The sequence below is a fragment of the Microvirga puerhi genome (assembly GCF_020089865.1).
GTDB lineage: Bacteria > Pseudomonadota > Alphaproteobacteria > Rhizobiales > Beijerinckiaceae > Microvirga > Microvirga puerhi.
The window spans coordinates 232,683-246,090 of record NZ_JAIRBM010000006.1 but is presented as its reverse complement, the minus strand read 5'-3'; the positions used below and the strand labels follow the sequence as shown (position 1 = coordinate 246,090).

Annotated in this window: 16 protein-coding genes; 6 read left to right on the top strand and 10 right to left on the bottom strand. The window is 64.9% G+C overall.

Annotated elements, in window-relative coordinates:
- Nucleotide 1 precedes the first annotated feature (1 nt).
- Nucleotides 2-646 (top strand): non-canonical purine NTP pyrophosphatase, encoded by a 645-nt coding sequence (locus tag K9B37_RS10675; protein ID WP_224313048.1) that lies wholly within the window; start codon nucleotides 2-4, stop codon nucleotides 644-646.
- 9 nt (nucleotides 647-655) lie between these two features.
- On the top strand, nucleotides 656-1,162 hold the full coding sequence (locus K9B37_RS10670; RefSeq protein ID WP_224313047.1) for a nucleoside/nucleotide kinase family protein: 507 nt from the start codon (nucleotides 656-658) through the stop codon (nucleotides 1,160-1,162).
- Nucleotides 1,163-1,259: 97 nt separating this feature from the next.
- On the opposite strand, the gene K9B37_RS10665 is transcribed toward K9B37_RS10670, so the two are convergent.
- Nucleotides 1,260-1,778 (bottom strand): DUF2852 domain-containing protein, encoded by a 519-nt coding sequence (locus K9B37_RS10665; RefSeq protein WP_224313046.1) that lies wholly within the window; start codon nucleotides 1,776-1,778, stop codon nucleotides 1,260-1,262.
- Nucleotides 1,779-1,861: 83 nt separating this feature from the next.
- Nucleotides 1,862-2,545 carry a TetR/AcrR family transcriptional regulator gene (locus tag K9B37_RS10660; protein ID WP_224313045.1) on the bottom strand — a complete coding sequence of 228 codons (684 nt, stop codon included), beginning with the start codon at nucleotides 2,543-2,545 and terminating at the stop codon, nucleotides 1,862-1,864.
- A gap of 181 nt (nucleotides 2,546-2,726) precedes the next feature.
- On the opposite strand from K9B37_RS10660, the gene hemW reads away from it, so the two are divergent.
- On the top strand, nucleotides 2,727-3,887 hold the full coding sequence (gene hemW, locus K9B37_RS10655; RefSeq protein WP_224313044.1) for a radical SAM family heme chaperone HemW: 1,161 nt from the start codon (nucleotides 2,727-2,729) through the stop codon (nucleotides 3,885-3,887).
- A 166-nt stretch (nucleotides 3,888-4,053) separates the two neighbouring features.
- Here the strand turns inward: hemW and gshB are convergent, their stop codons facing one another.
- Entirely contained in the window at nucleotides 4,054-4,998 is a 945-nt protein-coding gene (gene gshB / locus K9B37_RS10650; RefSeq protein WP_224313043.1) for a glutathione synthase, read from the bottom strand.
- Nucleotides 4,999-5,168: 170 nt separating this feature from the next.
- Here gshB and K9B37_RS10645 point away from each other — a divergent pair, with 170 nt between their 5' ends.
- Nucleotides 5,169-6,038, top strand: coding sequence for a lipid kinase (locus K9B37_RS10645; RefSeq protein ID WP_224313042.1), 870 nt, complete (start codon nucleotides 5,169-5,171; stop codon nucleotides 6,036-6,038).
- Nucleotides 6,039-6,049: 11 nt separating this feature from the next.
- Here the strand turns inward: K9B37_RS10645 and K9B37_RS10640 are convergent, their stop codons facing one another.
- A complete protein-coding gene (locus K9B37_RS10640) occupies nucleotides 6,050-6,346 on the bottom strand; it encodes a DUF1127 domain-containing protein (RefSeq protein WP_224313041.1) in 297 nt (98 codons plus the stop codon).
- A 208-nt stretch (nucleotides 6,347-6,554) separates the two neighbouring features.
- Here K9B37_RS10640 and K9B37_RS10635 point away from each other — a divergent pair, with 208 nt between their 5' ends.
- Nucleotides 6,555-7,427, top strand: coding sequence for a LysR family transcriptional regulator (locus tag K9B37_RS10635; protein WP_224313040.1), 873 nt, complete (start codon nucleotides 6,555-6,557; stop codon nucleotides 7,425-7,427).
- A 23-nt stretch (nucleotides 7,428-7,450) separates the two neighbouring features.
- Here the strand turns inward: K9B37_RS10635 and K9B37_RS10630 are convergent, their stop codons facing one another.
- On the bottom strand, nucleotides 7,451-7,828 hold the full coding sequence (locus tag K9B37_RS10630; RefSeq protein WP_224313039.1) for a YraN family protein: 378 nt from the start codon (nucleotides 7,826-7,828) through the stop codon (nucleotides 7,451-7,453).
- A complete protein-coding gene (gene rsmI / locus K9B37_RS10625; protein WP_224313038.1) occupies nucleotides 7,825-8,763 on the bottom strand; it encodes a 16S rRNA (cytidine(1402)-2'-O)-methyltransferase in 939 nt (312 codons plus the stop codon). The genes K9B37_RS10630 and rsmI overlap by 4 nt, the downstream gene beginning before the upstream one ends.
- A gap of 124 nt (nucleotides 8,764-8,887) precedes the next feature.
- On the opposite strand from rsmI, the gene K9B37_RS10620 reads away from it, so the two are divergent.
- The gene (locus K9B37_RS10620) at nucleotides 8,888-10,195 is read left to right on the top strand and encodes a penicillin-binding protein activator (RefSeq protein WP_224313037.1); all 1,308 of its coding nucleotides are present in this window, start codon (nucleotides 8,888-8,890) and stop codon (nucleotides 10,193-10,195) included.
- A gap of 6 nt (nucleotides 10,196-10,201) precedes the next feature.
- On the opposite strand, the gene K9B37_RS10615 is transcribed toward K9B37_RS10620, so the two are convergent.
- The 4 genes from K9B37_RS10615 to K9B37_RS10600 all read right to left on the bottom strand — a co-directional run bounded on the left by K9B37_RS10615 (nucleotide 10,202) and on the right by K9B37_RS10600 (nucleotide 13,383).
- Complete coding sequence (locus K9B37_RS10615; RefSeq protein ID WP_224313036.1) at nucleotides 10,202-10,714, bottom strand: OsmC family protein; 513 nt, start codon at nucleotides 10,712-10,714, stop codon at nucleotides 10,202-10,204.
- A 31-nt stretch (nucleotides 10,715-10,745) separates the two neighbouring features.
- Complete coding sequence (locus K9B37_RS10610) at nucleotides 10,746-11,534, bottom strand: ABC transporter ATP-binding protein (protein WP_224313035.1); 789 nt, start codon at nucleotides 11,532-11,534, stop codon at nucleotides 10,746-10,748.
- Nucleotides 11,534-12,274 (bottom strand): ABC transporter permease, encoded by a 741-nt coding sequence (locus tag K9B37_RS10605; RefSeq protein WP_224313092.1) that lies wholly within the window; start codon nucleotides 12,272-12,274, stop codon nucleotides 11,534-11,536. Before K9B37_RS10605 ends, K9B37_RS10610 begins: the two co-directional genes overlap by 1 nt.
- 149 nt (nucleotides 12,275-12,423) lie before the next feature.
- The gene (locus tag K9B37_RS10600; RefSeq protein WP_224313034.1) at nucleotides 12,424-13,383 is read right to left on the bottom strand and encodes an aliphatic sulfonate ABC transporter substrate-binding protein; all 960 of its coding nucleotides are present in this window, start codon (nucleotides 13,381-13,383) and stop codon (nucleotides 12,424-12,426) included.
- Nucleotides 13,384-13,408 lie beyond the last annotated feature (25 nt).

The window sequence follows — 13,408 nt, the reverse complement described above, 5'->3', positions numbered from 1 at the left end:
CATGCCCCGTCCGCTGACCGGAAAGGTCGTCATCGCCACTCACAATCCCGGCAAACTCCGCGAGATGCAGGAGCTGTTCGCGCCGTTCGGCGTCGAGGCGGTGTCGGCGGGCGAGCTCGGTTTGCCCGTGCCGGCGGAGACAGGCCATATGTTTTCCGAGAACGCCGCCATCAAAGCTCACGCGGCTGCTCAGGCCACGGGACTGCCAGCCCTGTCCGACGATTCCGGCCTGTGTGTCGATGCCCTCGATGGGGCTCCAGGGCTTTTCACAGCGGACTGGGCCGGGCCAGCCAAGGACTTCTTCGCCGCCATGCAGCGCGTCGAGCGTGAATTGCAGAAGCGGGGCGTCACGGAGGCGGGCAATCGCAAGGCCCATTTCGTGTCGGCGCTGGTGATCGCCTGGCCCGATGGGCACGAGGAACTCTTTGAAGGCCGCGTTTTCGGCAAAGTGGTCTGGCCGCCGCGCGGAACGCAAGGATTCGGCTACGATCCCATGTTCCAGCCGGACGGATTCACCGAGACCTTCGGCGAGCTGTCCTCCGAGCGCAAGCACGGGATCGACTGGTCCGAGCCTGCGCCTCAGGCGCTGTCACACCGGGCGAGGGCCTTTCTGACACTGGCGGCGGGTTGCCTGCAGAAAGCCTGAGAAAGGCGGATGACGACGGTCGTTCTGATCAACGGTCCCATCAACAGCGGCAAGACCACTTTGGGTCTTGCCCTCTCGCGATGCCTGCAGGACGCGGTCTTCATCGATGGGGACGATCACGATGCACCGGACGATGCGCCGCTGGCGACGAGGATCGAGGCTGCGCTGCGACGTATCGAGGCGCATATCGCGAGCCTCAGCGCTCGCTTTCTGATCGCCGCCTATCCCTTGGAGGATGCCGATTATGAGCGGCTCAGACACGCCTGTACCTGCCACAGAGCACGCTTTGTTGTAGTCACGCTCGCTCCGCCCCTCGACGTGGCGCTCGCCGACCGTGGAGAGCGGAAGCTCGAACAGGCGGAGAGGGCCCGCATCGTCGAGATGTATGCCGAGGGATACGATGCTCGGCCCTTCAGCGATCTCATCATCGACACAGCTCGCCTCTCGCCTGATCAGGCTGCCGACCGGGTGGTCGCGTTTCTCGGGGAGATCGACGGCGGAGCCGGAGATCCATGAGGGCTGGTATCTTTGCAGCAGTCACAAGAACGGGGCGCCCTTTCAGGCGCCCCGCTTGTTTCGGGAGAAGCCAAGTTCTCGCCGGAAGACTCGCAGCTTAGGCGTTCTGCGGACCGTTCCGGTCGGCGCGGCGCTTGGCCATGAACGCATCGAACTCCTCACGGTCCTTGGCGCGCTTCAGCTCCTCGACGAACGCGCGGAACTCGCGAGCTTCCTCGTCGAGCTTGCGGCGCTCCTCTTCGAGACGCTCGATCTCGCGGCGGCGGTATTCGTCGAAAGCCGCATTGCCGGAGCCATACCCGAAGCCGGCGGCGCCCTGGTGACGATAGGCGAACAGGTCGTCGATCGGGCGGCCGAAGTTCTCGCGGAAGAAGGCCTTCGCCTCATCGAATTTTGGATATCCCATGACTTTCCAGACCAGATAAGCGACCGCAAGCGGCCAGAACCAGATGAAGGCCAGGACAATGCCGGCGATCTCAAGAGCGCGTCGGGGCGGACGCCCGCAGCGGTGATGGTGAGCGCCGTTGTTCCAGGGCCCGGAACGACCGGATCCCGTAGGACCCGAGCCTGGAAAGCCGGAGCCGGAGTTCCAGGCGGTGGAAGCAGAGTCAGACATCGCAGTTCCCGCATGTTAATGCTAACAACATTAACATGCGGATCGATTTTGGCGCTTTCAAGAGGCGTCGATCGAGGAACGCTTTATTTTTCGGGATCAGCTTGCCCGCGCTGGAGAGCCCCGTGCACCAGGGCCAGAACGCCCGCCCGCAGGAGTTCGTACTTATCGGGCAATCCTGGGCCTTTTGGGAGCTGTCCCGCCGCATCGAGGGTCGCGATGCCATGGGAGAGGGCCCAGACCTCGATGGCGATGAAGCGCACATCCACGTCCTTGAAACCGTCCGGGAACGTCTCGGAGAGGGCCTTTACCAGGAAGCCGAAGGCGGCGCCGGGAGGGGCTTCGGAGCCTTCCTCCGCCTTTGACTTGGGACCGCGAGCCCAGGGCGGCCCACAGGTCTCGGCCTCGGCCGGGCGGGGGGAAAACATGGCCGCGTAGAATCCGGGCTCCTGCTCGGCGAAGGCGAGATAGGCCTCCCCCATGCGGGTGAAGCGCTCAAGCGGCGTGCCGGCGCTCGTCAGGGCCCGGCCGAGCCGCTCGGCAAGCTGATTGAAGCCCCGGAACGCGACCTCGGCCACCAGGGCGTCGCGGCCACGGAAATGCCGGTAGAGCGCCGCCGGGGTCACGCCGACGAGTTTGGCGGCATCGGCCAGGGTGAAGCCGCCGAGGCCGCGCTCGGCGATGAACCGCTGTGCCGCCTCGATCAGGGCCTCCTTGAGGTTGCCGTGGTGATAGCCCTGCCGATCGAATGGCGCGCGCCAATGCCGCATGTTGATACCTGTACGTCTCGCCGACAAAGCCTAAGCCCTCCCAGCTGGGCAGGCTAGATCGGCTCTTCAGAGTGAACAGCGCTTGCGGGAAATTGTTCGTGACCGCAAGAAGCGATATCGCAAGGGGCCGTGCGGCGAGGTGTGGCGTGACGGAACCGCCCGAAGCTGCCATATACGCTCCATGATCGATCATCCGACGCGCGATGTGGGCTTTGGCGTCTACGTGCACTGGCCGTTCTGCGCCTCCAAATGCCCTTATTGCGACTTCAACAGCCATGTCCGGCATCAACCTGTGGATCAGGAACGCTTCCTGGCCGCGTTCCGGCGGGAAATCGCCCATACGGCCGCACGCATTCCCGGCCGGACGGTCACGAGCATCTTCTTCGGCGGCGGCACGCCCTCCCTCATGAAGCCGGAAACGGTGGGCGCCATCCTCGATGCGATCGGTGCCGCCTGGTCCGTCGATTCCCACGCGGAGGTGACCCTAGAGGCCAACCCGACCAGCGTCGAGGCGGAGCGTTTTCGCGGCTATCGCCAGGCCGGCATCAACCGGGTGTCGCTCGGTGTCCAGGCCCTCAACGATCCCGATCTCAAGCGCCTCGGGCGCATGCACAGCGTCGAGGAGGCCCTGGCGGCCGTGAAGGTCGCCGCATCGATCTTCGACCGCTATTCCTTCGATTTGATCTATGCCCGTCCCGACCAGACGCCGGAGGCCTGGGGCGCCGAGTTGAAGCAGGCGATCGGCCACGCGGTGGAGCACCTGTCCCTCTACCAACTGACCATCGAGCCCGGCACCTGGTTCGAGCGCCTCTACAAGGCCGGCAAGATCACGATTCCGGACGAGGACACGGGGCGCGCCCTCTACGACGTGACGCAGGAGGTCTGCGATACGTATGGGCTTCCGGCCTATGAAGTCTCCAACCATGCCCGCCCAGGCGCCGAATCCCGCCACAACCTGCTCTATTGGCGTTACGGCGAATATGCCGGAATCGGCCCCGGCGCCCATGGCCGGCTCGTGACCGGCAATGCGCGGCTCGCCACAGCCACGGAGAAGCACCCCGAAACCTGGCTGGAACGCGTCGAGCGGGACGGCTGTGGCGTCATTGATGAAGAGGTCCTGACCTCCGAGGCGGAGGGCGACGAATTCCTGCTGATGGGCCTGCGCCTGAAGGAGGGAATCGATCCGAGCCGTTTCGAGGCCTTCACCGGGCGGCCGCTCAGGGAGAGCCGCGTCCGGAGCCTCGAAGAGGAAGGCCTCGTGAGCCGCGACGGTCATCGCCTGCACGTCACCCGCGAAGGCTTTCCGGTTCTCAATGCGGTGATCGGCGAACTGGCGGCTTGAAAAGCCCCCCTTGTCATTCCGGGGCCGCGTAGCGGAGCCCGGAATCCATAGACACTAACGGCGCGAGGTAAGAATCTGCAATCTCCGTCGCTCCCTATTCTGAGGCGCTGGTGTTTATGGGTTCCGGGCCCAGCTCTCCGAGCTGTCCCGGAATGACGGTATAGAACTAAGCCTTCACCTTGCTCTCGATGACGTCCCAGACCGTTGCGGACAGATCGGGGCCGCCCAGACGCTTGATCGCGCGCAGGCCCGTGGGCGCGGTGACGTTGATCTCGGTGAGATTGCCGTCGATCACGTCGATACCCACCAGGATGAGGCCTCTCCGCTTCAGCTCAGGGCCGATGGTCTCGCAGATCTCGCGCTCACGCGGGGAGAGGTCGGTCGGTTTGGCAGCGCCGCCGCGCACCATATTGGAGCGGATGTCGTTGGCAGCCGGGACGCGATTCACCGCACCTGCCGCTTCGCCGTCGATCAGGATGATGCGCTTGTCGCCCTCGGTCACCTTGGGCAGGAACCGCTGAATCACCCAGGGTTCGCGGAAGGTGTTGGCGAAGAGATCGAACAGAGAGCCGAAATTCGGATCCTCCCGGCCGATCTTGAACACGCTTGCGCCCCCATGGCCGTAGAGCGGCTTCATGACGACTTCGCCGTGTTCACGCCGGAACTCCTCGATCTCGGCCTTGTCGCGGGAGATCAGGGTCGGTGGCATGAGGTGAGGAAAGAGCGTGACGAAGATCTTTTCCGGTGCATTGCGGACATTCGCCGGATCGTTGACCACGAGAGTCTTCGGATGGATGCGCTCCAGGAAATGCGTCGCGGTGATATAGGCGAGATCGAAGGGCGGATCCTGGCGCATCAGCACCACGTCGACGCCCGAAAGATCGATTCGCTCGGGCGTGCCGAGGGTGAAATGGTCTCCCTCCACATCGCGGGCCTCGACCGGTTCCGCCATGGCCGTCACGACGCCGTCGCGCAGGCTGAGGCGGTCCGGCGTGTAATGCAGGACGCGATGTCCCCGCCGCTGCGCTTCGAGCAGCAGTGCGAAGCCCGTATCGCCCGCGATCTTGATGCTTTTGATGTGATCCATCTGGATCGCAACGGTCAGGGTCATGCGTCATTCTCCAAGAGAAGCGAGGTTATTGGCCGGAAATGACGCGATGGCAACCGTCATGCTTACGCCGGCGGGAGCGGGCGAGCGGTCCGGCCTGCAAGTCGTTGTTTTCTGACGCATCTTCGTTACGAGACCTTGCGGACGAGGCTACGCTTGCCATCTGATAGCCCATGTCCCGTCGCGCCCTTCTCATCGTCAATGCCAAAAGCCGCACCGGTGCTTCTCAGTGCGAGAGAGCCGTCGCGATCCTGGAATCTCACGGTATCGAACCGGTTCATCGTGACTGCGAGGGGCGGGAGGATTTGTCGCCGCTGATCGTGGATCATGCGGATAAAGTCGACTGTGTCGTCGTCGGGGGTGGTGACGGAACTCTGAATGCTGCGGCACTCGGCATCATCGAGACTGGCCTTCCGCTCGGCATCCTGCCGCTCGGTACCGCGAACGATCTCGCACGCACACTCGGTATTCCGTTCGATCTCGATGGTGCCGTCGATTTGATCGCCGCCGGCAAGACGCGCCGGATCGACCTGGGGCTCGTGAATGGTCAGCCCTTCTTCAACGTCGCCAGCATCGGGCTCTCCGCCGAACTCGCGCAGAAGCTCACGCGGGACATCAAGCGACGGTTCGGCCGCTTGGGCTATGCGCTGGTGGCTTTGAAGGTTCTGGCGCAGGCGCGTCCTTTCAGCGCCACCATCATCAGCGAGACCGAATCGGCGCGGGTGAAGACGCTTCAGATCGCCGTCGGCAACGGCCGCTATTACGGCGGCGGCAATGCCGTCGAGAAGGATGCCGCCATCGACGATGAGCATCTCGATCTCTACAGCCTGGAGTTCAAACGCGCCTGGAAACTAGCGCTGATGGCGCGCTCGTTTCGAAACGGCGCCCATGGCGCATGGCGGGAGGTGCGAGCGGTTCGAGCGCAGGAATTCGATATCCGAACGCGCATCCCGCGTCCGGTAAATGCGGATGGCGAGATCGTTACCCGCACACCCGCGCATTTTTCCATCAAGCCCGGTGCCGTCACGGTCTTCGCTCCCTGACGCAAAAGTTTTTATCGCCATTCGGTCAGGGACGTCGGAGAGACGTTTTCTTCGTGCTCGGCCGGTGCCAGCGTCACGGGATGCGTGGGTACGATGAGCGTCGGTCGGCCATGGCGCACGACGTCCTCGATGTTCGACCGAACCAGACCGATATCGTGAAGCGCCGAATCTCCAAACGCGGAGAGCTGACGCATGTCCCGGCGGATGCGAATTTCCCGCGCGATGAAAGCGACGATTCCGCTGAGCAGCGAGGGGCGAGAGGTGCTGTTCGGTGCGAATGCGGCGGTGCGGGTCAAAGTCTGCGACATGGTTCGCTCCTGTGCTTTCCCGGCCGGTTTTGTCCAAGCATCACCCTTCGCCGGACCGGTGCCCGGCGTGGAAGACTTGGGAAGAATCTGTCGGTCGGTCGGTGGTGCCGCTCTTCAGCGGCGATGAAGAAACTCTACCGTACCCCCTTGCATAAGGGAAACGAATGTTCATTATCTTGAAGATAACGGTTCATTATTGAGGTGTGCCATGCCCAGGAATCTCGATGTCGGCCTGCTGAGGGCTTTTGCAGCCGTCGCGGAGATGGGTGGAATGACGGCGGCGGCCGGAGCACTCAACCTGACCCAGGCGGCGGTCAGCCAGCAGATCAAGCGGCTGGAGGAGCTTGTCGGGGAGGAACTGATCTCCCGCGACCGGCGCGGCATGACCCTCACGAGCGCCGGCGAGCGACTCTATGGCCGCGCCAAGAGGCTCCTGGCCCTCAATGATGAAATCTGGACCGAGATGACGACGCCGGAATTCGAAGGCGAGATTCGCCTCGGCATTCCCAGCGACATCATCACCACCTACCTGCCCACCTTTCTCAAGGGCTTCGCGCGCGCTTATCCGCGGGTCCAGATCTCGCTTCAAAGCGGCTCGAGCGCCAAGCTGCGGTCCGAGCTTTACGCCGGTAAGGCCGACGTGGTGCTGGCGACGGAAATGCACTGCGACGCGGACGGTGAGAATCTCGTCATGGATCGTCTGGTCTGGGTCGGGGCCCGCGGCGGCGAGGCGGTCCGTCAGCGGCCGCTTCCGGTCTCCATCGGATGTTCGGATTGCGCCTTCCGCGCGCCCATTCGCGAGGCGCTGCAGCAGGCGAGCATTTCCTGGCGTTCGGCCTCGGAGGTGACCAACACCTCCGCCCAGGTGGCGACGGTTGCGGCGGACATCGCCGTCATGGCCTGGATGGCGTCCACCGTACCGGAGGGTCTCGAAGTGCTCGGTCGCGAATCCGGGCTGCCGATGCTCCCGCCCTTTACGGTCAATCTCTATCTGCCCAAAGACGGCGGCAATCACATCGTGCAGGAAATGGCCCGGCACATCCGCGAGGCAGTGGTCGATCGGCGACGCCTCGTTGCGTAATGGAGCCGAGGCACTGGCGTGGCTCAACTAATTTCTAGTTCGAACGCCGCTACGACGTGCTGCGGCCATCGTCGCGGAGCAATGAATATCGCGTCGGCGCGCCAGATCTTCGTGGCTGCCCAGGGATGACGTGTGAGCCAGGCGCGCGCCGCACGCGAGAAGCGCTTTCGCTTCATGGCCGTGATGGCGACAAGCGCATTGTCCATCGAGCCGCGCGTCTTCACTTCCACGAAGGCGATGGTGTCGCCCTTGGCGAGAATGAGATCGATCTCGCCGCCCGCTGCCGAGAAGCGGCGGGCGAGCGGCCGATAGCCCTTGCACAGCATGAACAGGAGAGCGATCAGCTCGGCCCGCCGTCCGCGCAGGAAAGTCGTTCGACGGCGCTCGACGGCGCTCGTCACGTGTCCTTCCGGGCGAGTGTCAGGGCGCGCGCATAGGCGTCGCGCTTGGGAATGTTCAGCTCGGCGGCGACGAGGGCGGCCGCGTCCTTGATCGAATGGCTCTTCAGAGCAGCCTCGAGTTTAGTATCCAGAACGGCATCCACTTCGGCGGCCTGCATGTCCTTCGACGCCTCGCCGATGAGAACCACGATCTCCCCCTTGGGCGGGCCCTCCTGCGCGAACATCTCCGCGAGTTCGGGCAAGGTGCCGCGCCGGATGGTCTCGAACAGCTTGGTCAGCTCGCGCGCCACCACCGCCTGACGCTCGCCGAGAATGGCGGCGGCATCGGCCAGCATCTCGGGCAGGCGGTGCGGTCCCTCGAACAGCATGAGCGTGCCGGGAATGTTGGCGATTTCCGCGAGCCGCGTCCGGCGTGCTGCGCTCTTGGGCGGCAGGAAGCCCTCGAAGAAGAAGCGGTCGGTCGGCAGGCCCGACACCACGAGGGCCGTCAAAATCGCGGAGGGACCGGGGATCGGGGTGACCGGAAGCCCCTCTTCGATCGCCGCCTGAACCAGTTTATAGCCCGGGTCCGATACCAGCGGCGTTCCCGCGTCGGACACCAGGGCGAGCGCCTGTCCCTCCCGGATCCGGTGCACCATGCGCTCGCGAACCGCCTCATTGGAATGCTCGTGATAGGCCGCGAGCGGAGTCGTGATGCCGTAATGGGCGAGCAACGTCTTCGTCACGCGCGTATCCTCGGCCAGGATGGCGTCGGCAGCGGCAAGTACGCTGAGCGCCCGGAAGGAGACGTCCCGCAGATTGCCGATCGGCGTCGCCACCACGTAGAGGCCGGGCGCCAGGGGCTCGGCTTCCGCCGCGAGCCCGAAGGCCGTGAAGGTCGCGGTCCTGGCCGGGGCTTCGCGTCGTTTGGTCCTATTGTCGATTCTCTGAGTCATTGCTCACTACTGTCGCATGAAGCCCCAACAGAGCAAATGCCGTCCTCGCTCCCTTGGAAGCACTGTTTACCATTTTGTGTCATCGTCGAACTCAGTCTGTCGGATCATGATCCGGGGGGATGACATGGCGGATCTGCCTTCCGTAACGGCGGCGACATCGAACTGTAAGGGATTTCTTCTGAGGCGCACTGGCCCGCTGCTCGGCCTTGCGGGTGCGCTGGCGCTTGCCGGGTGCGTCGGCTCGGGGAGCATGCAGCCGCCCCGTCGCAGCAAGCCTCCGGTTGCCACAGCGGATCCCGTTTTCGACGCCGACCTTCCGGTAACCGGAGCGGTGACTGGCCCGGCCGCCGAGCCGCCCAGCGGTGACAATGGAGCGACGATCGGCAACGGTCCCGTCCGTGTCGCTCTCCTCCTGCCGCTCTCCGGCCAGGGACAGGGAGCCGTCGCTGCACAGAGCCTGCGTAATGCAGCGGAACTCGCCTTGAGCGAGATCCAAGGGCCGCAGGTCACCCTCCTGGTGAAGGACGATCGCGGCACTCCCGAAGGCGCGCGGGACGCCGCGAGCCAGGCGCTTGCAGAGGGAGCCGAACTAATCATCGGGCCTCTCTTCGCAGGCTCCGTGCAGGGCGCCGCGCAGGTGGCGCGCCAGGCCGGCCGGCCCATCGTCGCCTTCTCGACCGATACCAGCGTTGCAGCCCGTGGCGTCTACCTCCTGAGCTTCCTCGTGCAGGCGGAGGTGGATCGGGTCATCTCCTATGCGGCTTCGCAGGGTCGCCGCTCGGTGGCAGCACTCATTCCGCAATCGACCTACGGCAGCGTCGCCGAGGCACAGTTCCGCGAGGCCGCCGCGCGGCAGGGAATGCGCGTGGTGGTCGTCGAGCATTACTCTCCCGGTCAACCGCAGGCGGCGGTGCAGCGCATCGCGCCGCTTGTCGCCGGAGCGGCACCGCAGGCCGATACGCTCTTCATCCCCGACAACGGCGATGGTCTGCCGGCGGTCGCGCAGGCTCTGCAGGTCGCAGGCTTCAACCCGCAGCGGGTGAAACCGATCGGTACCGGCCTGTGGAACGAGCCGCGGATTTTCGCCCTGCCTGTTCTTCAGGGCGGCTGGTTCTCCGCGCCCGACAATCGCGGCTTCGAGGCCTTCGCGGCCCGCTATCGTGCCCGTTTCAATACGGATCCCATCCGCCTCGCCACTTTGTCGTACGACGCCGTGACGCTGGCCGCGACTCTCACGCGAGTGCAGGGATCGCAGCGTTTCGCGGAAGGCGTGCTGACGAATCCTGCGGGCTTTGCCGGCGCCGACGGCGTCTTCCGCTTCAAGCCGGACGGCTCCAACGATCGCGCACTCGCCATCCAGGAAATCCGCGGCGGCATGGCGGCGATGATCAGCGCCGCGCCGCGCAGCCTCGTCGCCGCCAACGGAATCTGACACGCATCAAGCGCGGCGTGTCGCCGTCGCGCTCAATTCGGGACGGTTGTTGAGCGTCTGGAAGACGACGCAATAGCGCTCGGTCAGCTTGAGGAGCTGATCGAGCTTGTCCTGCGGCGCATCGGTGTCGAGTTCGAAGCTCAGGCGGATTGCCTTGAAGCCGACCGGCGCGGCCTTATCGACGCCCAGCGTGCCGCGAAAATCGAGATCGCCTTCCGCCTTTACGGCGCCGTGGCGCAGATCGATTTCGAGAGCCGTTGCAACCGCCTTCAGGGTGACGCCTGCACAGGCGACAAGGGCTTCGAGCAGCATGTCGCCGGAGCAGAGCTCGGCGCCCGAGCCTCCGGTCGCCGGATGCAGCCCCGCCACTGCCAGTGCACGGCCGGTTTCCACCTTGCAGGCGATGTGCTGGTCATCGAGGGTGCCCTGCGCCTTGAGCGTGATCACCGCCGAATCCGGCGCGGAACGGTATTGGTCCTTCAGAGGCGCCTGAAGCGCGCGCAGTTGCGTCGAGTCCATGAGATCGTCCTTGGAAATTGTTTTTCTGGGGCTACCACCAGAGAGCGGCTGCCTCGCGGTCGCGCTCCCGGTGCGGCGATGGTTGCACGGGTTTGAGCGACTGGTCCAGAGCCGCCAGGACGCGCCGCACGGCGGATTCGAAGGGCAGGGCTGCCCTGTCGCGTGGACGGGCCAGCGTGAGCGGCAACTCATCGAAGATGCGCCCGGGCTTCGGCTGCATGATGACGGCACGGTCGGCGAGAGTAACGGCCTCCTGCACGTCGTGCGTGACGAGGACCACGGTGGGACGTGTCTCCTCCCACAGGCCGAGCAGATGCTCGTGCAGGCTGGCGCGCGTGAAGGCATCGAGGGCCGAGAAAGGCTCGTCGAGCAGGAGCACTTTCGGATAGGTGACGAAGGCGCGGGCAATGGCCACGCGCTGCTGCTGTCCGCCCGACAAATCGCGGGGCCAGCGCTCGGCATGTTCCGCCAGTCCGATCTTTTCGAGCGCATGGCTCACGCGCGCCTTGCGCTCGCTTCTGTCGAGATGGGCAAGGCCGAATGCGACGTTGTCGGAAACCGTGAGCCATGGCAGCAGCCGAGGTTCCTGGAATACGATTCCGACGGCTGGATGCGGCTCATGGATGGGTTCGCCGTCGAGCCGGATCGATCCCGCGCTGGCGCGGTCGAGGCCGGCGATGAGGCGCAGCAACGTGGTCTTGCCGCAGCCCGAACCGCCGATCAGCGCAATGATCTCGCTCTCCCGGACGGAGAGGTTGATGTCGGCGAGCGCCCGCGTCCCGTCGGCGTAGATCTTGGACAGATGATCGAGGTTCAGCATCAGAGGCGCTCCCGCACGGTATCCTGCCAGCGGACGAGCGGGCGCGTGGCGAGAACGAGAAGGCTGTCCGCCGCCTTGCCGAGCAGGGCGAAGGCGATGATCGCCGCAAGGATCTGATCCGGCTTGCCCATCTGCTGCCCGTCGACCAGCAGGTAGCCGAGACCTTCGGAAGCACCCATGAACTCCGCGGCGACCACGAACATGAAGCCGAGGCCGAGGCCGGAACGGAGCGCGATGACGGCCTCGGGAAGAACGGCGGGGAGGAGAATGCGCCGTGCAAGCGCGATCCGGGACAGGCGAAATACGCGTCCGACTTCCACGAGCTTGCGGTCGACCGACAGAATCGCGCCCGCGATCCCGAGATAGACGGGAAAGAACACGCCGACCGCGATCAGCGCCACCTTGGACGCTTCGAAGATGCCGAGCCAGAGGATGAATAGCGGGACCCAGGCGATCGACGGAATGGCGCGCAGCGCCTGAAGCGTCGGATCGAGCAGACGACGCAAGGCATCGCTAGAACCGGACAGCGCCCCGAACACGATGCCGGCGATGGCGCCGATGGCGAAGCCTGCGAGAATACGCCAGAGCGTCGCCGTGGCATGTGTCCAGAGTTCGCCTGTCTTCGCGAGGCCCCAGAGGGTGGTGAGGATCCGGCTCGGCGGTGGAACGAGGCGTCCCTGCGCGAAGCCGAAATGGACGGCTGCTTCCCAGAGCAGCGCGATTGCGAGAGGCAAGAAAATGCCGAGAAGGACGCGCCCATCGAAGGCGCGACGCTTCCCGGCAGGAGAAGGAGCCGCGAGAGCGGCAGCTCCTTGGGGGGAGGACCAGCCTTGGCGCGTGGATTGGAGCGTGCCTTGGCCTGTCACGGCGCTCTCCCGTGATGAAGCGGTTAGCGGGACGCGGTGGCGAAGCGGCGGTCGACGAGCCCATCGACGGCGGCACGCACATCCGTGTCGGCAGGAATGACGCCGGCCTGTTGCAGGGCAAGGCCCGCGGCGAGGATGGTGTCGATCTGCGCCTGGCCGATGGCGGAATGGGTCAGTTCCGTGCGCTCGAGCTGACGGTCGATCACGGCCTCAGGCAGCTTGGTGTACGCGACGAGGCTCTTCTTCAGCTCCGCCGGATTGGCGAGCGAATAGGCGCGCGCCTCTTCGTAGGCTTTCAGCACTCGGGTGACGAGAGCGGGGTTTTCCTTGGCGAATGCCTCGCTCACGTTGAGGATGCCCCAGGTATTGGCGGCGGCATTGCGGTAGAACAGCTTTGCGCCGCTCTCGACTTCGGCTGCGGCCATCAGCGGATCGAGGCCGGCCCAAGCATCCACATCGCCGCGCTCCAGGGCGGTCCGTCCGTCCGGATGCTGCAGGAGGACGAGCTTCACGTCCTTCTCGGTGAGCTTGGCGTCCTGAAGCGCCCGCACCAGGAAGATGTGCGGATCCGTGCCGCGCGTGACCGCGACGCGTTTGCCCTTCAGATCCTCGACCTTGGTGATGGTGCTGTCCTTGCCCGTGACGAGAGCGGTCCATTCAGGGCGCGAATAGACGTAGATCGACTTGATGGGATTGCCGTTGACCTTGCCGATCAGCGCGGCCGCACCGGCCGTGGAGCCGAAATCCAGGGAGCCCGCATTCAGGAATTCGAGCGCCTTGTTGGAGCCGAGGCTCTGCACCCAGCGGACGCTGATGCCGTCCTTCGCCAGTTCCTTTTCCAGGAAGCCGTTGTCCTTCAGGACGAGGCTGACCGGATTGTAGGTGGCATAATCGATCCGGATTTCCTTCGGCTGAGCGAAGGCTGTGGACGCGAGGCTCGTGGCGAAGGAGGCGGCGAGGAAGAGGCGGCGGGAGAAGGCCATGGTGATACTCCTGGTTTGGCGCAGG